The organism is Streptomyces sp. SGAir0957 (assembly GCF_043523415.1).
This window is the reverse complement of record NZ_CP027293.1, coordinates 3,618,488-3,639,696: the sequence shown is the minus strand read 5'-3', so window position 1 is coordinate 3,639,696 and position 21,209 is coordinate 3,618,488. Positions and strand designations below refer to the sequence as shown.

Here is a 21,209-nt window from a genome sequence, read left to right as displayed (position 1 = left end):
CGTCCTCCGGTGCGGACTACCATCACCCCATGACCCGTGTACTGCTCGCCGAGGACGACGCGTCCATCTCGGAACCACTGGCTCGCGCCCTGCGCCGGGAGGGTTACGAGGTCGAAGTGCGCGAGGACGGACCGACCGCGGTCGACGCCGGACTGCAGGGCAGCATCGATCTCGTCGTCCTCGACCTGGGCCTGCCCGGGATGGACGGCCTCGAGGTCGCCCGGCGGCTGCGCGCCGAGGGGCACACGGTGCCGATCCTGATCCTCACCGCGCGCGCCGACGAGGTGGACACCGTCGTCGGCCTCGACGCGGGCGCCGACGACTATGTCACCAAGCCCTTCCGCCTCGCCGAACTCCTCGCCCGCGTCCGGGCCCTGCTGCGGCGCGGCGCCGCCGAGCCGAAGGAGACCCCGGCGACGCACGGCGTCCGCATCGACGTGGAGTCGCACCGCGCCTGGATGGGCGAGGAGGAACTCCAGCTCACGGCGAAGGAGTTCGACCTCCTGCGGGTGCTCGTGCGCGACGCGGGCCGGGTCGTCACCCGCGACCAGCTGATGCGCGAGGTCTGGGACACCACCTGGTGGTCCTCGACGAAGACCCTGGACATGCACATCTCGTGGCTCCGCAAGAAGCTGGGCGACGACGCGGCGAACCCCAGGTACATCGCGACGGTGCGCGGCGTGGGCTTCCGGTTCGAGAAGAGCTGAGGAGCTCCGCTCGGTGCGGTCGGCTCAAGCCCCTCTGGGGGCACCTCCCAGCGTTGGCCGGGGGAGACTGGGGAGCGGGGTCCGGGGCGGAGCCCCGTGACGGCGAAGCGAGCGCCGGGCGCGTATCCGGGACACTGAGACAATGCGCCGCCGACTCATCAACTCGACCCTCGCCGTCGTCCTGGTCGTGATCGCCGTGTTCGGGGTCTCCCTGGTCATCGTGGAGACCCGGACCATCAGCAACAGCGCCCAGGACCGCGTCGAGTCGGAGGCGGTCCGCCTCGCCTCCATCGTCGACAGCCGCCTCCTCAGCGACGAACAGGTCAGCCGCGACATCCTCGCCGACCAGATCGCCATGGAGGAGCGGTACGCGGTCGTCGCCATCCCGGGCCGCGCCCCCATCGAACTCGGCACCGAACCCGACGGCGACGTCATCACGTACACCGCCGAGGGCGAACGGGGCGAGAAGGTCACCGTCGAGGAGCCCCGCTCCGCCGTGACCCGCGAGGTCGGCCGGACCCTGCTGATCATCGCGGGCGTGGCGCTGCTCGCGGTCGTCGCCGCCGTCCTGCTCGCCGTCCGCCAGGCCAACCGGCTCGCATCCCCCCTCACCGACCTCGCCTCCACCGCGGAGCGCCTCGGCTCCGGCGACCCGCGACCGCGCCACAAGCGCTACGGCGTCCCCGAGCTGGACCGCGTCGCCGACGTCCTGGACGGCTCGGCCGAGCGCATCGCCCGGATGCTCACCGCCGAGCGGCGCCTCGCCGCCGACGCCTCGCACCAGCTGCGCACGCCGCTGACCGCGCTCTCGATGCGCCTCGAAGAGATCACCATGACCGACGACATCGCCGAGGTGAAGGAGGAGGCGACGATCGCGCTCGCGCAGGTCGAGCGGCTCACCGACGTCGTGGAGCGGCTGCTGACGAACTCGCGCGACCCGCGCACCGGCTCGGCCGTCACCTTCGACCTGGACGAGGTGATCAAGCAGCAGCTGGAGGAGTGGCGCCCGGCCTACCGCAGCGCGGGCCGCGCCATCGTCTCGTCCGGCAAGCGCCACCTCACGGCGGTCGGCACGCCGGGCGCGGTCGCCCAGGTCCTCGCCGCGCTGATCGAGAACTCGCTGATGCACGGAGGCGGCACGGTCGCCCTGCGCACCCGCGTCACCGGCAACCAAGCGGTCATCGAGGTCACGGACGAGGGGCCCGGCGTCCCCTCCGAGCTGGGTTCACGGATCTTCGAGCGGACCATCAGCGGCCGCAACTCGACGGGCATCGGCCTCGCCGTCGCCCGCGACCTCGCGGAGGCCGACGGCGGCCGGCTCGAAATGCTCCAGGCGGCGCCGCCCGTCTTCGGCCTGTTCCTGTCGCGGACACCGCTGAAGAAGACCTCGGACGCCGACCCGGACCCGGAGACGATCCGCTGAGCCGCCCGGCGCGTACGTCCTACGGCTTGACGCGGTAGACGCGCTGCGCGTCCGGCTCGTCCTCCAGGAACGACTCCGCGTGCGCCACGGTCTCCCGCGCCGGCAGCGCCTTGAAGACCCAGGTCCGGTACGACCAGAACCGGAACAGGGTCGCGAGACCCATGCCGAGGAACTTGAAGACGTTGCTCTGCAGCTGGCTGTCCCAGTGGAACCCGTACGTCGCCACGTACAGCACGCCGTTCTCGATGACCAGGCCGACGACGCTGAACAGCAGGAACAGCGTCAGCTCCTTCGCCCGGCCGCTCTTGTCGCGGTCGCGGTACGTGAAGTAGCGGAACCCCACGTAGTTGAAGGCGATCGCGACGACCGTCGCGATCACGCTGGCCCGCACGACCTGCAGGTCGGTGCCGTGCCGCATCGCGTTGAAGACGGCGAAGTTCACGAGCACGCCCAGGGCGCCCACGACGCCGAACTTGGCGATCTCGCGGGCCAGGGCGTCGAAACGCTGCCTCAGCGCGCCGATACGGCCCGGCCGCACCCCGCTGTCCGCACCGGATGTTCGGCTGGTGGTCGCCTTCATGTGGTCGCCTCAGCCCCCGTAGTCCCCGTCAACATGGTCGCGCGGTCCGTCGGGACCACTCCCGTCATGCTAACCACGCGCTCCCGAAGTCGCCCGGTGACGACGTTTATGGACCTTCCTCCAAGGGGAGGCCCGTACGGGTTCCAGCCGAACGGCCGATACCCTGGGGGTGTGACGTTCCCGGTAGTCGGCATGGTCGGCGGGGGCCAGCTCGCTCGTATGACACACGAGGCGGGCATCCCGCTCGGCATCAGGTTCAAGCTCCTCAGTGACACTCCTCAGGATTCCGCGGCGCAGGTCGTCGGCGATGTCGTCGTGGGCGACTATCGCGACCTGGACACGCTGCGCGAGTTCGCGCGCGGCTGTGACGTGATCACCTTCGATCACGAACACGTGCCGACCGAACACCTGCGGGCCCTGGAGGCGGACGGCATCCCCGTGCGGCCAGGACCGCACGCGCTGCTCTACGCCCAGGACAAGGGCGAGATGCGCGCGAAGCTCACCGCGCTCGGCGTCCCGTGTCCCCGCCACCGCATCGTGCGCGACGCGGCGGACGTGGCCGCGTTCGCCGCCGAGGGCGACGGTTTCCCCGTCGTCCTCAAAACGGTGCGCGGCGGCTACGACGGCAAGGGCGTATGGGTCGTGCGCTCCGAGGCGGACGCGGCCGAGCCGTTCAAGGCGGGCGTCCCGGTCCTCGCCGAGGAGAAGGTCGGCTTCGTCCGGGAGCTGGCCGCCAACGTCGTGCGCTCCCCGCACGGCCAGGCCGTCGCCTACCCCGTCGTCGAGTCCCAGCAGGTCGACGGCGTCTGCGACACCGTCATCGCCCCCGCGCCCGGCCTCGACGAGGCGCTCGCGGGCGAGGCCCAGGAGCTGGCGCTGCGCGTCGCCAAGGAACTCGACGTCGTCGGCCACCTCGCCGTCGAACTCTTCGAGACACCTGACGGCCGCATCCTCGTCAACGAGCTGGCGATGCGCCCGCACAACTCGGGCCACTGGACCCAGGACGGCGCGATCACCTCGCAGTTCGCCAACCACGTCCGCGCCGTCCTCGACCTCCCGCTCGGCGACCCGCGCCCGCGCGCCAAGTGGACCGTCATGGCCAACGTCCTCGGCGGCGACTTCCCGGACATGTACAGCGCCTACCTGCACTGCATGGCCCGCGACCCGCAGCTGAAGATCCACATGTACGGCAAGGACGTGAAGCCCGGCCGTAAGGTCGGCCACGTCAACACCTACGGCGACGATCTGGACGAGGTCCTCGACCGCGCCCGTCACGCAGCCGGATACCTGAAGGGCACGATCACCGAGTGAGCGCCGCACGCACCTCCGGCCCCGTCGTCGGCATCGTCATGGGATCGGACTCCGACTGGCCCGTCATGGAGGCGGCGGCGAAGGCCCTCGCCGAGTTCGAGATCCCCTACGAGGTCGACGTCGTCTCCGCGCACCGGATGCCGCACGAGATGATCTCCTACGGGGAGCACGCCGCCGGGCGCGGCCTCAAGGCGATCATCGCGGGCGCGGGCGGCGCCGCCCACCTCCCCGGCATGCTCGCCTCCGTGACCCCGCTGCCCGTCATCGGCGTGCCCGTCCCGCTGAAGTACCTCGACGGCATGGACTCCCTGCTCTCCATCGTGCAGATGCCCGCCGGGGTGCCGGTCGCCACCGTCTCGGTCGGCGGGGCGCGCAACGCGGGGCTGCTCGCCGCGCGCATGCTCGCCGCGCACGACGAGGAACTCCTCGGCCGGATGCGCGAGTTCCAGCAGGAACTCAACGACCAGGCCACCGAGAAGGGCAAGCGGCTGCGGGCCAAGGCGGAGGGGGCCGGGGCCGGTTTCGGGTTCGGCAAGTAAGTCGGGTTCGGCACGTAAGCCGGGTTCGGTAAGTGAGTCGGCGTCGGTAAGTGAGTCGGGTTCGGTAAGTGAGTCGGCGTCGGTAAGTGAGTCGGCGTCGGCAAGTGAGTCGGCTTCAGCAAGTGAGTCGCCGTCGGCAAGTCAGGAGCGGGTGATCCGGGAGTGAGTGGGAGCGGTATGACGGACGACGCGTTGCGGCAGGCCAGGGCGGTACTCGCCGAGTTCCCCGTCGTCGACGGGCACAACGACCTGCCGTGGGCGCTGCGCGAGCAGGTCACCTACGACATCGCCGCGCGCGACATCGCCGCCGACCAGAGCGCCCACCTCCACACCGACCTGGCCCGGCTGCGGGCGGGCGGCGTGGGCGCGCAGTTCTGGTCCGTCTACGTCCGCACCGACCTCACCGGCGACGCGGCGGTCAGCGCCACCCTCGAACAGATCGACTGCGTCGACCAGCTGATCGCACGCTACCCGGGCGACCTGCGCGCCGCGCTCACCGCCGCCGACATGGAAGCGGCCCGCGCCGAAGGCCGCATCGCCTCCCTCAAGGGCGCCGAAGGCGGCCACTCGATCAACAACTCCCTGGCGACGCTGCGCGCCCTGTACGCGCTCGGCGTCCGCTACATGACGCTCACCCACAACGACAACATCGCCTGGGCCGACTCGGCCACGGACGAGCCCGGCGTGGGCGGCCTGTCCGCGTTCGGCCGCGAAGTCGTCCGCGAGATGAACCGCGAAGGCATGCTCGTCGACCTTTCGCACGTGGCGGCGACGACGATGCGCGCGGCGCTCGACACGTCCGTGGCGCCGGTGATCTTCTCGCACTCCTCCGCGCGGGCCGTCTGCGACCACCCCCGCAACATCCCCGACGACGTCCTCGAACGCCTCCCCGCCAACGGGGGAGTGGCCATGGCCACCTTCGTCCCCAAGTTCGTCCTCCAGGCCGCCGTCGACTGGACCGCCGCCGCCGACGACAACCTGCGCGCCCACGGCTACCACCACCTCGACTCCTCACCCGAGGCGATGAAGCTCCACCGCGCCTTCGAGGAGAGCCACCCGCGCCCCGTCGCCACCGTCTCCACCGTCGCCGACCACCTCGACCACATGCGCGAGGTCGCCGGCATCGACCACATCGGCATCGGTGGCGACTACGACGGCACCGCCTTCACCCCCGACGGCCTCGACGACGTCTCGGGCTACCCGAACCTCATCGCCGAACTCATCGGCCGCGGCTGGTCGACGACCGACCTGTCGAAGCTGACGTGGAGCAATGCGGTGCGGGTGCTGGGAGCGGCGGAAGACGTGGCCCGCGACGTGCGCTCGACCCGGGGCCCGTCCAACGCGACCCTGGCCCAACTGGACGCCTAGCCCTGCCCGTGCGATCCGACCAGCCTCCCCCTGGGGACCAGCCCCAGCCCCGCCCACGCCTTGGGCAATCTGCCGCCTGGGGCGGCAGGGTGGGCAAGGCGGCACCCCAGCGCCGGGTGGCCGTAGCGGAGGGCCCGCACACGAACGAGGCCGCTTCCAGCGCCGGGCGACCCTACGAGCGGGCCCGCACACGAACGAGGCGGCTTCCAGCGCCGGGTGACCGTACAAGCGGGCCCGTACACGAATGAGGCCGCTTCCAGCGCCGGGTGACCGTACGAGCGGGCCCGCACCAGATCGCGGCGACCCCAGCGCCGGGCGACCATACAAGCGGGCCCGTACACGTACACCCGGCACCAACTCAACGCCCCGTTCGACTGACCCTGTCCCCCGAACGGCGCCCCCCACCGCGTCCAGCCCCCCACCCCGTGCCACGGTGAACGCACCCGCATGACCGTCACCTCTCCCCGGCCGGAGCCGTGCCATGGCAGACCTGCAGGACGAACTGACCGCGACCACGGGCGTGGGCGACCTCGACAGCCGCCCCACCGCGCCGGACGAATCCCGTCTGCCCGAGCCGGAACCCGGCCCCGGCCCGAGCCCCGCCCCGGAGGCGGCCCCCGCCCCGGAGGCGGCCCCCGCCCCGGAGGCGGCCCCCGCCCCGGAGGCGGCCCCCGCCTCGGCCCACGACCTGCTCCGCAGGCACCCCGTCGCCGACGGCTGCTGCGGACTCCCCGGCACGCTCCTCACCCTCCCCTGGTACGACCTGGAGGTCGGCGAGCACGCCGTGGAGACGGACCTGCCGCGCCTGCGCGAGGGTGGCACGGGTGCGCTGATGTGGGCCCTGGAGACGACCCCGGACCGTCCGATCACGTCCGCCCTGGAACAGATCGACCTGGTCAACAACGTCGTCGCCCGCTTCCCTGAGGGCCTGCGCCTGGCCCGTTCCGCCTCCGAGACCGCCGACGCCCGCGCCCACGGCCGCATCGCCGTCCTCATCGGCCCCGCCCCGGCCTCCGCCGCGGGCGAATCACTGGGCACGTTGCGCGCCCTGCACCATCTGGGCCTGCGCGTCCTCACCCTCGGCGGCGCGCCGTGGGCCCCGCAGGACGGGCTGACCCGGTTCGGCGAGGAGATGGTCCGGGAGATGAACCGGCTCGGCATGCTCGTCGACCTGACCGGCGCGACCCCGGCGACCTCCGCCCGCGTCCTGGCCGTGTCGAAGGCCCCCGCGATCCTCACGCGTTCGGGCGCCCACGCCCTCAACAGCCACCCGGACAACGCCTCCGACGACCTCCTCGCGACCCTCGGCGCGAACCGCGGCGTCTGCCTGGTGCCCTGCTCCGCGGCGCGCACCGGGCCCGCGCTGCGCGACGTGGCCGACCACCTCGACCACGTACGCCGCGTCGCGGGCCCCGAAGCGGTGGGCCTCTCCGGCATGTACGACACCGGGGAGCCCCACCCCGAGGGCCTCGCCGACCCCTCCGGCTACCCGGCGCTGATCTCCGAACTCCTCGGCCGGGGCTGGTCGGAGGCCGAGGTCGCGCTGCTGACCTGGGGCAACGTCCAACGGGTGCTGCGCGGCGTGGAGTTCACGGCGCGCGAGACCCGGCGGCGCCGGGGCCCGTCGACGGCGACCTGTTAGGACGCGGCGGGGCCGCAGAGGCAGAACGGGTGCCCGACCGGGTCCGCGTACACCCGCCAGCTGCGGCTCTTGTCCTCGTTGTCGAGCACCCTCGCGCCGAGCGCCAGGACGTCCTTCTCCGCGGCGTCCAGATCCTCGACGTTCAGGTCGAGGTGGAACTGTTGCGAGGACTCCGCCGAGGGCCAGGCCGGCGGGGTGTACCCGGGCGCCCTCTGGAAGGCCAGCTGCGCGCCCGGCACCTTCACGACGATCCAGTCGCCGTCGTCCTCGGTGTCCGTGACGGTGCCGTCGAGGACGGCCGCGTAGAAGTCGGCGAGCTTGCGCGGTTCCGGACAGTCGAGGGCAATGACATCGAGCTTGGCGACGGCCATGATTCTCCTCCGGTTCGACCCTGCTGACTCACCGCATGGTGCCGCAACGGTGGCCCTGAGGCACGCAATTACCGCGGGGTGCTGAAGGCTGCCGCCTGTTGTGTCGTGGGGTGGGGCTTGCGCGCTGGGTGCGCCGCCTGTTGTGTCGTGGGGCGGGGCCGCGCCGGGGTACCTCCTCGGCCGGATAGGCCTCATCCCCCACGGTCCGCCATAGGCGCGTCATCCTGGACTGCATTCCCGCGGAGTCCTGCGGGGGCACCCCGACACGTCCCCTCCGGTCGAGACGCGAGTGCACCCCGGTGCCCCGTCCGGTCACCGGATACGCCCGAAAGCCCACCCCACCACCGAACACACTCGGCCCCACGCCGCCCCGCCTTGGGCAACTACCGCCCCCGGAGAGGTCCGCCCCGCCCCGGGCAACTGCCGCCCCCGCCCCGCCCCGGGCGAGATCCGCCCCGCCCGCCTTGGGCAATCTGCCGCCTGGGGCGGCAGGGTGGGCAAGGCGGCACCCCAGCGCCGGGGCACCGTGCAGTCAGGGTCGGGTCATGAACTAGGCGGGCGGCCCCAGCGCCGGGGCACCGTGCATCAGGGCCGTACATGAACCAGGCGGATCCAGCGCCGGGGCACCATGCAGTCAGGGTCGGGTCATGAACCAGGCCGCCCCAGCGCCGACCGCCCCCGCCAAGAGGCCGGAACCCCTACGCGGCCGGACGGCCCATCGCCCGGTACGTCCACCCGGCCCCCCGCCAAGCGCCAGCGTCCAACGCATTGCGCCCATCCAAAATCACCCGCGCGGAAGCGACAGCGCCGAGTTCCGCCGGGTCGAGCTCCCGGAATTCCTGCCACTCCGTGAGGTGCAGGACGACATCCGCCCCCCGGACCGCGTCGAGCGCGGACTCCGCATACCCGAGCGTGGGAAAGACGCGGCGCGCGTTCGCCATGCCCTTGGGGTCGTAGACGGTGACCTGCCCGCCTTGGAGGTGGATCTGCCCGGCGACGTTGAGCGCGGGCGAGTCCCGTACGTCGTCGGAGTCGGGCTTGAACGCGGCGCCGAGCACAGCGACCCGCTTGCCGAGGAAGGGCCCGCCGCCGAGCGCCTCGCGGGCCATTTCGACCATCGCCCCACGCCGCCGCATGTTCACGGAGTCGATCTCGCGCAGGAAGGTGAGCGCCTGGTCGGCTCCGAGTTCGCCGGCGCGCGCCATGAACGCCCGGATGTCCTTGGGCAGGCAGCCCCCGCCGAACCCGATCCCGGCCCGCAGGTACTTGCCGCCGATCCGGTCGTCGTAGCCCAGTGCCTCCGCGAGCTTGGCGACGTCGCCACCCGCGGCCTCGCACACCTCCGCCATCGCGTTGATGAAGGAGATCTTCGTGGCGAGGAAGGAGTTGGCGGCCGTCTTGACCAGCTCGGCCGTCGGGAAGTCCGTCACGACGAGCGGCGTGCCTTCGTCGAGCGGCGTCGCGTACACCTCGCGCAGCACCTTCTCGGCCTGTTCGCTGCCGACGCCGATCACGATCCGGTCGGGGTGCAGCGTGTCGTTCACGGCGAAGCCCTCACGCAGGAACTCGGGGTTCCACGCCAGCTCCACGCCCTCGGGAAGCATTCCGGCGAGCCGCCGCGCGGAGCCGACCGGCACGGTCGACTTGCCGACGACGAGCGCGCCCTCCTTCACGTGCGGGGCGAGTGAGGCGAACGCGGAGTCCACGTAGCTCATGTCGCACGCGTACTCACCGTGCTTCTGCGGGGTGTTGACGCACACGAAGTGCACGTCGCCGAAGTTTCCGGCCTCCGCGAAGTCCATGGTGAAGCGCAGCCGCCCGGTGGATCCCTCGATCCCGGCGACGTGCTTGCGCAGCAGCTCCTCGAGACCGGGCTCGTACATGGGGACCTCGCCCCGAGTGAGCATGTCGATCTTCTCGGGGACGACATCCAGGCCGATCACCTCGAAACCGAGCTCGGCCATGGCCGCGGCGTGCGTGGCGCCGAGGTAGCCGGTACCGATCACGGTGATTTTCAGGGCCATGACGAAGCTCCAGAGGTGTGGCTGCGCGTGTGCGGGACGAGCATAGTCGTGGCGTGGCAGGGTCGGTCCGCGGGCAGTTTCTCCGCTGTCGCGCAGGTCACGTATCGGTGGCGCGGCCCGAGAACTAAAATTTGGGTTACTTAACGGTAATTAGCAGCGCTTGGAGCGTGAGACACCTTGGCCGGATCGGCGTCCAACCCGGAGTTCGACCTCTACCGCCCGTCCGAGGAGCACGACATGCTCCGCGAGGCCATCCGCGGCCTTGCCGAGACGAAGATCGCGCCGTACGCCGCCGCGGTGGACGAGGAGGCCCGCTTCCCGCAGGAGGCGCTGGACGCGCTGGTCGCCAACGACCTGCACGCCGTCCACGTCCCCGAGGAGTACGGCGGCTCGGGCGCCGACGCGCTCGCCACGGTCATCGTGATCGAGGAGGTGGCGCGCGCCTGCGTCTCGTCCTCCCTGATCCCGGCCGTGAACAAGCTGGGCTCGCTCCCCGTCATCCTCTCCGGCTCCGAGGAGCTGAAGAAGAAGTACCTGGGCCCGCTGGCCAAGGGCGACGCGATGTTCTCGTACGCCCTCAGCGAGCCGGACGCCGGTTCGGACGCGGCCGGCATGAAGACGCGCGCGGTGCGCGACGGCGACTCCTGGGTCCTGAACGGCGTGAAGCGCTGGATTACGAACGCGGGCGTCTCCGAGTACTACACGGTCATGGCCGTCACCGACCCCGACAAGCGCTCTAAGGGGATCTCCGCCTTCGTCGTCGAGAAGTCGGACGAGGGTGTCTCCTTCGGCGCCCCCGAGAAGAAGCTCGGCATCAAGGGGTCGCCGACCCGCGAGGTCTACTTCGACAACGTCCGCATCCCCGCCGACCGCATGATCGGCGAGGAGGGCACCGGCTTCGCGACCGCGATGAAGACCCTCGACCACACCCGCATCACCATCGCCGCGCAGGCGCTCGGTGTCGCCCAGGGCGCCCTCGACTACGCCAAGGGCTACGTCCAGGAGCGCAAGCAGTTCGGCAAGCCGATCGCCGACTTCCAGGGCATCCAGTTCATGCTCGCCGACATGGCCATGAAGATCGAGGCCGCCCGCCAGCTCACGTACGCGGCCGCCGCGAAGTCGGAGCGCGGCGACAAGGACCTCACCTTCCAGGGCGCCGCCGCCAAGTGCTTCGCCTCGGACGTCGCCATGGAGGTCACCACCGACGCCGTCCAGCTCCTCGGCGGCTACGGCTACACCCGTGACTACCCGGTCGAGCGCATGATGCGCGACGCCAAGATCACCCAGATCTACGAGGGCACGAACCAGGTCCAGCGCATCGTCATGGCCCGCAACCTGCCGTAAGCCCTGTAACCCCGTACGAGCGTAGGAGCGTACGAGGAAGGGGCCCGCCGAGTCGATCTCGGTGGGCCCCTTCCTCGTAGCCGGGGTCGTGGCCGTCAGTTGCTCGTCACGGTGACCTTTTCGTCGTTGTTGAACTGGTCGACGAGTTGCTTGACCTTCGTCTTGTCCCAGAGCAGGTTGCCGCCGACCGAGCCGCTCGTCGGCATGTTCATGGACTTGCCGTCACCGTCGCCGCCGGAGACCGACTTCATGGCCATGAACATGGAGGCCAGGTTCCACAGGCTCATGTCCTTGTCGACGACGAGCGAGTCGAGGCCCGCGCCGAGCGTCGGATAGAGCTTGAAGGGGTTCATGACGGTCGTCGGGGACGCCACCTTGTGGGCGAGGGCCGCGAGGAACGCCTGCTGGTTCTTGGTGCGCTGGAGGTCGGACGCGGCGAACGCGTGGCGCGTGCGGACGAAGGCGAGCGCCTGCTGGCCGTCGAGGGTCTGCTTGCCGGCCTTGAAGTCGGCGCCGGACCACTTGTCCTTGAACCCTTCCTTCAGGTTCATCTCGACCCCGCCGACCGCGTCGACGATGCTCGCGAAGCCGCCGAAGCCGATCTCCGCGTAGTGGTCGATGTGCAGGCCGGTGTTGGCCTCGACGGTGCGCACGAGCAGCTCGGGGCCGTCCTCGGCGTACGCCGCGTTCAGCTTCGTCTGGCGGCCGGTGGCCGGGTAGAGCTTGCCGGACTCGGCGCCCTTGAAGCTCGGGATCGTGACGTTCGAGTCGCGGGGGAGGGAGACGAGCGTGTCCCCGTTGTCCCCGACGTGCAGGATCATCATCGTGTCCGTGCGCTTGCCCTCGGCGGAGCCGGTGTGCAGCTTCTTCTTGTCCTCGGCGGTCATGCCCTCGCGGGAGTCCGTGCCGACGATCAGGTAGTTGGTGCCCTCGCCCGCCTCGGGCCGGTCGATGACCTTGGACAGGTCGACGTCCCGGTGGAGCTTGGAGTCGGCCCAGAAGTAGGTGGAGACGCTCGTCACCACGACGACGGTGACCACGGTGATCGCCGTCCACTTGATGCGCTTGCGCCAGTTCGGTGCCGGGCGCGCGGGGCGTCCGGCCGGCGGGCCGTAGCCGTCGCCGCCACCGCCGCCGGGGGCGCGGCTCGGCTGGCCGTAGACCTGCCCCGTGTTGTAACCGCTGTCGTACTGCGGTTCGTACGCGTCGTCGTAGCCGGGCTGGGGCTGCTGCGGGACGGGGCGCTGCACATGTGGCATGACTCGCGCGCCCTCGGGGCGTGCGCTGCCGCTGCCACGGCCGTAGCCGCCGCGGCTGCCGCCGCCCTGCCGGTCGCTCCGCCCCTCGGGCCAATCGCTCATGGACTCAGTTTGCCGTGCGTGACTGTGTGCTTTACAGGGCGGTCGAGGATTCGGGCCAGGGCTGTTGCCAAGCTGACACAAACGAGCCCCACATACAGTGGAGGGCATGACAGACCAGGCCCATGGCGCGGAGACCGATATTCCGGGCAAGCCGACCGCAGCTTCCCGCACGACGTTGTCGCACATCATGACGCACAACGACACCAACCTCCTCGGTACGGTGCACGGCGGCGTGATCATGAAACTCGTGGACGACGCGGCAGGCGCGGTGGCGGGCCGGCACTCCGGGGGCCCGGCCGTGACGGCCTCCATGGACGAGATGGCTTTCTTGGAGCCGGTCCGCGTCGGCGACCTCGTCCATGTGAAGGCGCAGGTCAACTGGGTCGGTCGGACCTCCATGGAGATCGGCGTCCGGGTCCTGGCCGAGCGCTGGAACGAGTCGGCGCCCGCCCAGCAGGTCGGCTCCGCCTACCTGGTCTTCGCGGCGGTCGACGCCGACGGCAAGCCCCGCGTCGTCCCTCCGGTCATCCCGGAGACGGACCGCGACCGCCGCCGCTACCAGGAGGCGCAGATCCGCAGGCAGCACAGGCTGGCACGCCGCCGAGCGATCAAGGAACTGAGGGCCCGCTCGGCCCCCGCGAGCCCCTCTGCCCCCTCAAGCCCCTCCGCCCCTTCAAGCCCCTCCGGCGATTGAGGAGCGGGGTCCGGGGCAGAGCCCCGTGACCCGCACGGCAGCGGCCCGCACGGCTCACGAACAGGCCACCTCATCCCCGGTGACAGCCCCGTACTCCCCCTGCTGCGCATCCTCCCCCCGAACCTTCCGCACCCCGCGATAATCCGCCCCCACCGTGACCTTCAACACGGCCCCCTGCCCGGCCACGGCCCGCATCCGCGCCCCGGGCACCGCCGTGGCCAGCGACTTCGCGGACCGATCCCAGCGCGGGTCGTACAGCACGACCGTCTCCCGAGCGGAGCGATCCGCCGCGTCGACCGGCGCCCCCGTCGTCTGGAACCGGGTCGCGGCGAGCGCGGAGTCCACTTTCTTGCCGAGCCCGGCCGTACCCGTCGCGTTCTCCACCTGCACCCGGATCTGCTCGGGCGAGACGTCGACGACGACCGCCTTCTTCCGGTTCTTGTGCACGGCGAGCGGCTTGTCCTCGCGCAGTGCGGCGAAGAGCTTCTCGGACTTGGCGGGGTCCCATTTCACGGTGGAGCCGATGTTGGGGACGGGGTAGTCGATGTTGCCGATCGGCACGGTCGTGAACTCCGAGGACGACGGCGTGAAGGACCGCATGGCGCGGGCGAGGTCGACCATCTCGTCGGTCCCGAACCCCTTGTCGGCGCGGACGGAGCTGAGCAGCGTACGGGCGACCTCGCGGAACCTGACGGGGTTGAGGAGCACCCCGGTCGAGGTCGTCTTCGAGATGAGCGAGGCGAGGAAGCGCTGCTGGCGCTGCATCCGGCCGAGGTCCCCGGCGCCGTCGGTGTGCCGGGCCCGTACGTACTGAAGGGCCTGGCCGCCGTTGAGCTGGTGCGTGCCGACGCCGAGGTCGAGGCCGGTGTAGGAGTCCTTGAGCGGGCGGACGGTGCAGACCTGGACGCCGCCGAGCACGTCGACCGTCTTCATGAAGCTGGTGAAGTCGACCTCCAGATAATGGTCGATCTTGACGTGCGTCATGTTCTCGACGGTCCGGACGGTCAGCTGCGGGCCGCCCTCTGCGTACGCCGCGTTGATCTTCACGGGGTGGGCGTGGTGCTGGTCGCCGCTGTTCTCGTCGACGTGCGGCGGCATCATCGCGTACGAGTCGCGCGGCAGGGAGACGACCGAGGCGCGCTCGTGGTCGGCGGAGATGTGCACGATCATGATCGTGTCGGTGCAGTGGCAGGGCGCCCCGCCGAGCCGGTACTTCTGCCGCTCCTCGTCGGTGATCTTGTCGCGGCCGTCGGTGCCGACCAGCAGGACGTTCATGCCGTGCCCGGCGGCGGGCCGGTTCTTCATGTCCTTGAAGGGGTCGATGCGGTCGATGCCGGTGTCGAGCCCGGCGACGAGGGCGTGGCCGAGTCCGGCCGCGGCGAGGACCGACACGGAGAGCGCCGTCGCCATCCTCATGCCCCACCGGGTCTTCCTGCGGCGCAGTGGCTCGGCCGGCCGCCGGCCCTGCGGAGGGCGCGCGGGACGGCTCGGACGGGCCGGGGAGCGGGGCGGCGTGGGCACGGGCGGACACCTCCGCGTGAGCGGGCGTGGGACCCGAGAACCGTAGGCCGATACGATCTCCAGACCGCGGCAGCGGGCCGGGCGGCACGCATGCATGTCCCCCATTGGCGGTAACGTGACCAAGGATGAACGTGAACTCTGGAAACCAGCTTCCGGCCGTCTCCGTGATCATGCCGATCCTGAACGAGGAGCGGCACCTGAGGGAGGCCGTCGAGGCGATCCTGGCGCAGGAGTACGACGGTGAGATGGAGGTCGTGCTCGCGCTCGGCCCGTCCACCGACCGCACGGACGAGATCGCCGCGCAGTTGGTCGCCGAGAACCCGCGCGTGCACACCGTGCCGAACCCGACGGGCCGCACGCCCGCCGCGCTGAACGCCGCGATCAAGGCATCCCGCCACCCGGTCGTCGTCCGCGTCGACGGGCACGCCGCGCTCTCCCAGGGCTACATCGCGACCGCCGTCCGCCTCCTGGAGGAGACCGGCGCGATGAACGTGGGCGGCATCATGCACGCCCAGGGCACCAACGACTGGGAGAAGGCCGTCGCCGCCGCGATGACCTCGAAGATCGGCGTCGGCAACGCGGTCTTCCACACGGGCGGCAGCGCCCAGCCCGCCGAGACGGTCTACCTCGGCGTCTTCCGCCGCGAGGCCCTGGAGCGGCAGGGCGGGTACAACGAGGAGTTCATCCGCGCCCAGGACTGGGAGCTGAACTTCCGCATCCGCGACGCGGGCGGCAAGATCTGGTTCTCGCCCGAGCTGAAGGTCGCCTACCGTCCGCGCCCGTCGGTCAAGGCCCTTGCCAAGCAGTACAAGGACTACGGGCGCTGGCGTCACGTCGTCGCCCGCTACCACGCGGGCTCCATCAACCTGCGCTATCTCGCCCCGCCGACCGCCGTCGTCGCCATCGCGGCGGGCATCGTGGTGGGCGCGGCCGTGACGCCGTGGGCGTATCTCGTCCCCGCCGGATACCTCGCGGCGATCGTCGCGGGCTCCCTCCCGGCGGGCAAGGGGCTGCCGCTGAAGGCGCGCGCGCAGATCCCCGTGGCCCTCGCCACGATGCACATGTCGTGGGGCTGGGGCTTCCTGACGAGCCCGAAGTCGCTCGCCAGGAAGGTCATCGCCTCGCGCCGCCCGACGGTGCACAGCGAGCCCGCCACGAGCTGACCGACGGCTCCGGAGTCCCGGCGTTCACCAGGATCTACCAGGTGAACGCCGGATTCACATGCATGCAGTCGCCGTCGTCGGCGCCATTGAGCGTCTGGTCCGACTTCGGCGCCTTGTCGTCGGTCGCCGTCTTCGGATACGTCGTCCCGGTCCGCCAGTCCGCGCCGACGGTCAGGGTCACGCCGGACACGTCCGTCGACTTCTCCACCGAACTCAGCGGCAGGCCGAGGGACTTGGCGACCCGCTGGGCGTCGCCCTCCAGATCGGCCGACGGATAGCGGATCACCGTCTTCTCCTCGACCAGTGACTGCCCCTGGTCCGCCACGGCCTGGGCGAACCCCTGGCCGATCAGCGCCTGCGCCACCTCGGAGGCGCGCCCGCGCGTCGCGGGTGTCGTGGTCGTCCGCGTCCCGTTGCGCACCTGCACCGCGATCTTGTTGTCAGGAGCGGCCGGGTCCTTCGCGACCTCCTCCTTCGCGGGCTCCTTCTTGTCCTTGCCGTCGAGCGCGATGTCGTCCCGGACGAGCCGGAACAACTGCTCCGCCTCACCCTCCTTGGGGGCGACGCGGGCACCCACGTACACGAACGGCATCGTCGTCATGGTGATGCGGCTCGGCTCCGGCTTCTTCAGCTCGTTGCTCAGGTCGTACAGCTTCTTGACGGTGTCCAGGCCCTCGTCGACGTGGAGCGCGTCGGTCGCCTTCTCGGCGAGCGTGCGCAGTTTGCCCGGGTTGGAGAACGTGGCGTTCTCGCGCAGCTCGCGCACCATCGAGCTCATGTACATGTGCTGCGCCTTGGCGCGCGCGATGTCGCTGCCGTCCTCGAAGCCGTAGCGGGTCCGCAGCCATTGCAGGGCCTGTACGCCCTTGATGGGGTGCGTGCCCTCCTTCAGCTTCAGGCCCGAGCCGTGGCCCTGGCTGTCCTTGGAGCGGATGTTGGCGTCGACACAGACGGGGACGCCGCCGATGGCGTCGGCCATCGACACCACACCGGAGAAGTCGACCATCATGAAGTGGTCGATGTGGATGCGGGTCAGCTGCTCCCAGGTGGCGACCGTGCAGCCCGGACCGCCGCGCCCCAGGGACTCGTTCGTCATGCGCCGCCCGGTCGTCGCCGCGTACTCCTTGCCGGTCTTCGGGTCGGTGCACTTGGGCAGCTGGAGCAGGGTGTCGCGCGGCATGCTGACCACCGACATGTTCGTGCGGTCCGCCGACAGGTGCACCAGCATCTGCACGTCGGCCAGCGGGGTGCCGCCGAAGGTCTCCTTGGCGCCGCCGAGCTTCTGGTTCTCCTTGTTGTCGCGCGCGTCGGAGCCGATGAGGAGGATGTTCAACGGGGTCTGGCCGGCCGCGTTCGGCGTGGGCGCGGCGACCTTGTGCTCGCCCAGGTTGAGCTTGTCCGTCTTGATGTTGCCGTTGAGGTGGCGGTACCAGAGGTAGCCGGCGCCTGCCGTGCCGACGATGACGACCGCGACGACGCCCGCCGTCCAGCGCAGTATCCGGTACTTGCGCTTCCTCGGCCGCCCGCCCGCGCGCCGGCGGCCCTGCGGCGTACGGTCCGGGGGCTCCTCGCCACCGACGGCGGCCGACACCGCCACGTCCGCGTCCTCGTCGCGGCCCTGTTCAGCGACGTGAGCCGCCGTCTCCTCCCGGGTCTCCGACCGCGTTTGCACCCCGCGCACACCACTTCGCCCCATGTCCTGCCCCGCCTCCCCGCCCATGGCCATGACTCGGCCGCCCCGCTGTCACATGGTTAGACAGTTGAAGGGCGGCCTAGGTTGGTCACTTGGCGCACACAGTCTTGTCGGCGGTCGTCTTGGGGGCGGTGACCTTCGCCGTACCACCGCTGATGGGCGTCCCCGCGCCCTTGAAGTCCTTGCCGAGGATCAGAACGATCGCGGGCAGCCCCTGGTCGTTCTTCTCGCTCTGCCCCTCCTTCAGGGCGGACCCGGGCAGCCCCATGATGTCGGCGAGACGCCGTGCCTGGTCGGCCTGGTCGGGCGCGTACTCCAGCGTCGTCTTCGGCTGGGCGGGCTTGTTGCCCATCTGGCTGGACTTGGCGACACCCTCGCTGACCTGCAGCCATGTCAGGGTCGCCTGGGCGGCGCCGGTCTGCCCGCTGCCGTTGTAGAGGTCGACGCGGACGTCGGCGGCGTCGGACTTGGTGCCCTTGAGCTTGTTGTCGGTCGCGGCCTTCTGCTTCTTCTTCGTCTCCGTGAGCGAGAGGTCGTTCTTGACGGCGTCGAAGACCTGCGGCGCGGCCGACTGATCGAGCACCACCGTCACGGGCGTCTTCTCGGCGGGGTTGTCGACGACCGGCGTCGTGACGAAGGACAGGTTCTTGGTCGGCACCTTCTTCAGCTCAAGGGCCACGTCCTTGAGCTTGGACAGGCTGCCGATGCCCTTGTCGACGGTGAGCGCCTCGGTCGCGGCCTCGGCGAGGCCCGTCAGCTTCGACGGGCTGGTCAGCGTGTCGCCGGAACTCATCTTGCGCGCCAGCGAACTCAGGAACTGCTGCTGCACCTTGATGCGGTCCAGGTCGCCCTGGTTGCCGAAGCTGTGCCGGGTGCGCAGGAACGCGAGCGCGTCCTCGCCCTTGAGGTTGTGCGTGCCCGCCTTGAGGTTGAGGTGCGAGTCCGGGTCGTCGACGTCCTTGCCGAGACACACCTCGACGCCGCCGACCGCGCTGGACAGCGTCTTCACCGCGTTGAAGTCGGCCATCATGAAGTGGTCGACGGTGATGCCGGTGACCGCCTTGATGGTCTTCATCGTGCAGCCGGCGTCGCGCCCGTCCTGCCCGAGGCTGGTGTTGAACCGGACGTTGGACGTGCCCGGAACCGTCTTCAGCTCACCGCTCTCGGGGTCCTTCACCTCGCAGTCCGGCACGTCCACGATGAGGTCGCGGGGGATGCTCAGCGCGGTCGCGTTCGTCCGGTCCTTGGAGACGTGCAGCAGCACGTTGGTGTCGGCGTGCCCGACGCTGCCCTTGTCGCCGTAGCCCTCGTTGCCCTCGCCGGTGCGCTTGTCGGTGCCGATGACGAGGATGTTGAACGCCTCGTCCTTGGAGAAGCCATTCTTCGCACCGACGACGTCCTGCGTGGTGATGTTGCCGTCCAGGTGGCGGTAGTACAGATAGCCGCCCGCCGCCGCGGCGAGGACGACGAAGGCGAGGCTGCCGGACGACCACAGCAGCACCTTCTTCGCCGTGGACTTCTTCTTCGGCTTCGAGCGGCGCCGGTTCGCGGCCGCGGGCGGCGGCTGCGACTCGCGCCGCCTGCTGCGCTGCGGCGGCACGTCCTTGGCGCCCTTGGCGACCGGTGCCTCCCGCCGCTGTCGCCGTCCCTCGGGCGGCGCGGTGCGGCGCGGGCCCGGCACCGTCGACTGCCCAGAGGAAGGGGTCAGTCGCAGTTCGTAATCGCCAGTCTGAGGGTTGAGCACCCACTGGTCAGCGGGATCGATGTCGTCGGCCCGCCCACGGCCTTGCGCGTCCACGGTTGTCTGCATCCTCCGTCGGGGCCACGCGGCGCCTCGCCCCCCTCATCAGCAGGCGCCCGGTCAGTCGATAAGCGATGCGCGACCGCGCCGGACAGCATGGCCGGGTGCACCGGATCGCTCACACTATCCGCCCAGTTCAGCGTCGAGCGACGGCGGTGACAAATTCCACTCCCCTACAACTGGGCATTCCGGCGCATTTCTTTGAACCTGTGTGCCTACTGATGACTTGCGCTTTACCCCGGGGCGGGTGTGACGCCTCAGTCGCACGCGTTCTGGCGCGCGGTGTTGCCCCGGAAAGTGGGCGCGGGGGAGGGCTCGGCGGCGACGGGGGAGGGCTCGGGTCTGCCGTCGTCCCAGCCGCCGTATTCGTACGTGGGGTCGTACCCCTCACCCTCGTCGTAGGAGCCGCCCTCGTCGTAGGAGCCGCCCTCTTCGTACGAACCATCCTCACCCTCGTACGCCTGTTCGCTCTCGCTCTGCTGGTCCGCGGGCGTCTTCTTGGATACGACGACGGGTGCGTCGGTGCGCAGCTGGGTGAAGAGCCGGTCGGCGGCGGGCTGGACGAGCTGGTCGCGGTTGGCGTCGTTGACGTACGACTGCCGCGGCACCGTCAGGAACTGGATGCGCTCGGCCGGGATGCCCCGCATGCCGCGCACCAGGTCGTAGAGCCCGCGCAGACTGGCGAGACCGGGGTCGGTGGTCAGCGACGACGTGGCGGCGTCGAGAACGGGATAGAGCTTCGTCGGATTCAGGAGCACCCCGTCGCTCTGCACCTTGGTCACGAGGGCGCCGAGGAACCGCTGCTGGCGGTCCATCCGGTCGGTGTCGCTGCCGTTGCCCAGGGTCTTGCGGACGCGGACGTAACCGAGGGCCTGCTCACCGTCGAGCAGCTGCCGCCCGGCGGGAAGGGAGAGATGGGCGTCGCTGTCCCGGATGGGCCGGTCGAGACAGACCTCGACCCCGTCGACGGCGTCGACCATGTTCTTGAACCCCTGGAAGTCGACGACCATGTGGTGGTCGACCCGCACACCCGTCATCTTCTCGACCGTACGGATGGTGCAGGCGGTCCCGCCGACCTCGAAGGCGTAGTTGAACATGGCGAACATGGGCTCGGTACGGGCCCCGTCCACGCCCTTGCAGCCAGGCATGTCCACCATCAGGTCGCGGGGGAAGGAGACGGCGGTGGCGCTCTTCCGGTCGGCGGCGACGTGCAACAGGATCGTGGTGTCCGACCGCTGCGTCCCGTCGTTGCGCCCGTACTTGCCGTTCTTGCCGGCCCGCGAGTCGGAGCCGATGAGCAGCAGGTTCTGCGCCCCCTCGACGAGGACGCTCGGGCGCTCCTTCTCGTAGCGGGCGAGTTCGGCGGCGGTGTCCGAGTCCTCGGTGATGTTCCCGTTCAGCTTCTCGTAGGCCATCCAGCCCGTACCGCCCGCCACGAGGACCAGCAGCGCCGCGGCGATCGCCGAGTACCGCAGCCACCTCCTGCGCCGCCGGGAGCGTCCGGCGCCGGTCGGGGAGGAGCCGCCGCCCGGTCCGGGCGGCGCGGGCACGGCGGCGGAGTCGGTCACGTAGGTCCCCCTCGGGCGACGTAGAGAACGCGGGCACGTCTCTACGACCATGGACCCACCGGAGGCACCGGACTCTGAGGAGCTGAGCCGAACGGACTA

Annotated in this window: 17 protein-coding genes; 9 read left to right on the top strand and 8 right to left on the bottom strand. The window is 70.6% G+C overall.

Translation table 11 applies throughout. The annotated features are described in order from the left end of the window. The first annotated feature begins 29 nt into the window (after positions 1–29). The gene (locus tag C1N81_RS21200; protein ID WP_394431396.1) at positions 30–707 is read left to right on the top strand and encodes a response regulator transcription factor; all 678 of its coding nucleotides are present in this window, start codon (positions 30–32) and stop codon (positions 705–707) included. A gap of 142 nt (positions 708–849) precedes the next feature. Next, the gene (locus tag C1N81_RS21195) at positions 850–2,130 is read left to right on the top strand and encodes an ATP-binding protein (RefSeq protein WP_394431395.1); all 1,281 of its coding nucleotides are present in this window, start codon (positions 850–852) and stop codon (positions 2,128–2,130) included. Positions 2,131–2,149: 19 nt separating this feature from the next. Here C1N81_RS21195 and C1N81_RS21190 read toward each other — a convergent pair whose 3' ends face one another. Further along, positions 2,150–2,710, bottom strand: coding sequence for a GtrA family protein (locus C1N81_RS21190; protein WP_394431393.1), 561 nt, complete (start codon positions 2,708–2,710; stop codon positions 2,150–2,152). A gap of 108 nt (positions 2,711–2,818) precedes the next feature. On the opposite strand from C1N81_RS21190, the gene C1N81_RS21185 reads away from it, so the two are divergent. From C1N81_RS21185 to C1N81_RS21170, 4 genes are all read left to right on the top strand, one after another. Continuing rightward, positions 2,819–4,021, top strand: a complete 1,203-nt coding sequence (locus C1N81_RS21185; RefSeq protein ID WP_394431391.1) for a 5-(carboxyamino)imidazole ribonucleotide synthase — start codon at positions 2,819–2,821, stop codon at positions 4,019–4,021. Positions 4,022–4,059: 38 nt separating this feature from the next. After that, the gene (gene purE, locus C1N81_RS21180) at positions 4,060–4,560 is read left to right on the top strand and encodes a 5-(carboxyamino)imidazole ribonucleotide mutase (RefSeq protein WP_394438120.1); all 501 of its coding nucleotides are present in this window, start codon (positions 4,060–4,062) and stop codon (positions 4,558–4,560) included. A gap of 177 nt (positions 4,561–4,737) precedes the next feature. Further along, positions 4,738–5,928, top strand: coding sequence for a dipeptidase (locus C1N81_RS21175; protein WP_394431389.1), 1,191 nt, complete (start codon positions 4,738–4,740; stop codon positions 5,926–5,928). 481 nt (positions 5,929–6,409) lie between these two features. Then, positions 6,410–7,570, top strand: coding sequence for a dipeptidase (locus tag C1N81_RS21170; RefSeq protein WP_394431387.1), 1,161 nt, complete (start codon positions 6,410–6,412; stop codon positions 7,568–7,570). Here the strand turns inward: C1N81_RS21170 and C1N81_RS21165 are convergent. After that, entirely contained in the window at positions 7,567–7,941 is a 375-nt protein-coding gene (locus C1N81_RS21165) for a VOC family protein (RefSeq protein WP_394431385.1), read from the bottom strand. The two genes, C1N81_RS21170 and C1N81_RS21165, sit on opposite strands and share 4 nt — an antisense overlap. Before the next feature lie 698 nt (positions 7,942–8,639). Further along, positions 8,640–9,965 (bottom strand): UDP-glucose dehydrogenase family protein, encoded by a 1,326-nt coding sequence (locus C1N81_RS21160; protein WP_394431383.1) that lies wholly within the window; start codon positions 9,963–9,965, stop codon positions 8,640–8,642. Between the two features lie 177 nt (positions 9,966–10,142). Between C1N81_RS21160 and C1N81_RS21155 the strand changes: the two genes are divergently transcribed. Then, a complete protein-coding gene (locus C1N81_RS21155; RefSeq protein ID WP_394431381.1) occupies positions 10,143–11,309 on the top strand; it encodes an acyl-CoA dehydrogenase in 1,167 nt (388 codons plus the stop codon). Positions 11,310–11,404: 95 nt separating this feature from the next. On the opposite strand, the gene C1N81_RS21150 is transcribed toward C1N81_RS21155, so the two are convergent. Next, complete coding sequence (locus C1N81_RS21150; RefSeq protein WP_394431379.1) at positions 11,405–12,670, bottom strand: LCP family protein; 1,266 nt, start codon at positions 12,668–12,670, stop codon at positions 11,405–11,407. A gap of 106 nt (positions 12,671–12,776) precedes the next feature. On the opposite strand from C1N81_RS21150, the gene C1N81_RS21145 reads away from it, so the two are divergent. Then, complete coding sequence (locus C1N81_RS21145) at positions 12,777–13,364, top strand: acyl-CoA thioesterase (protein ID WP_394431377.1); 588 nt, start codon at positions 12,777–12,779, stop codon at positions 13,362–13,364. Positions 13,365–13,418: 54 nt separating this feature from the next. Here the strand turns inward: C1N81_RS21145 and C1N81_RS21140 are convergent, their stop codons facing one another. Further along, complete coding sequence (locus tag C1N81_RS21140; protein WP_394431375.1) at positions 13,419–14,780, bottom strand: LCP family protein; 1,362 nt, start codon at positions 14,778–14,780, stop codon at positions 13,419–13,421. Positions 14,781–15,010: 230 nt separating this feature from the next. Here C1N81_RS21140 and C1N81_RS21135 point away from each other — a divergent pair, with 230 nt between their 5' ends. Then, positions 15,011–16,048, top strand: coding sequence for a glycosyltransferase family 2 protein (locus C1N81_RS21135; RefSeq protein WP_394431373.1), 1,038 nt, complete (start codon positions 15,011–15,013; stop codon positions 16,046–16,048). Positions 16,049–16,082: 34 nt separating this feature from the next. Here the strand turns inward: C1N81_RS21135 and C1N81_RS21130 are convergent, their stop codons facing one another. The 3 genes from C1N81_RS21130 to C1N81_RS21120 form a co-directional block, all read right to left on the bottom strand. Continuing rightward, positions 16,083–17,768, bottom strand: a complete 1,686-nt coding sequence (locus C1N81_RS21130) for an LCP family protein (protein ID WP_394438118.1) — start codon at positions 17,766–17,768, stop codon at positions 16,083–16,085. A gap of 61 nt (positions 17,769–17,829) precedes the next feature. Then, entirely contained in the window at positions 17,830–19,539 is a 1,710-nt protein-coding gene (locus C1N81_RS21125; RefSeq protein ID WP_394431371.1) for an LCP family protein, read from the bottom strand. A gap of 260 nt (positions 19,540–19,799) precedes the next feature. Next, complete coding sequence (locus C1N81_RS21120; protein ID WP_394431369.1) at positions 19,800–21,110, bottom strand: LCP family protein; 1,311 nt, start codon at positions 21,108–21,110, stop codon at positions 19,800–19,802. Positions 21,111–21,209 lie beyond the last annotated feature (99 nt).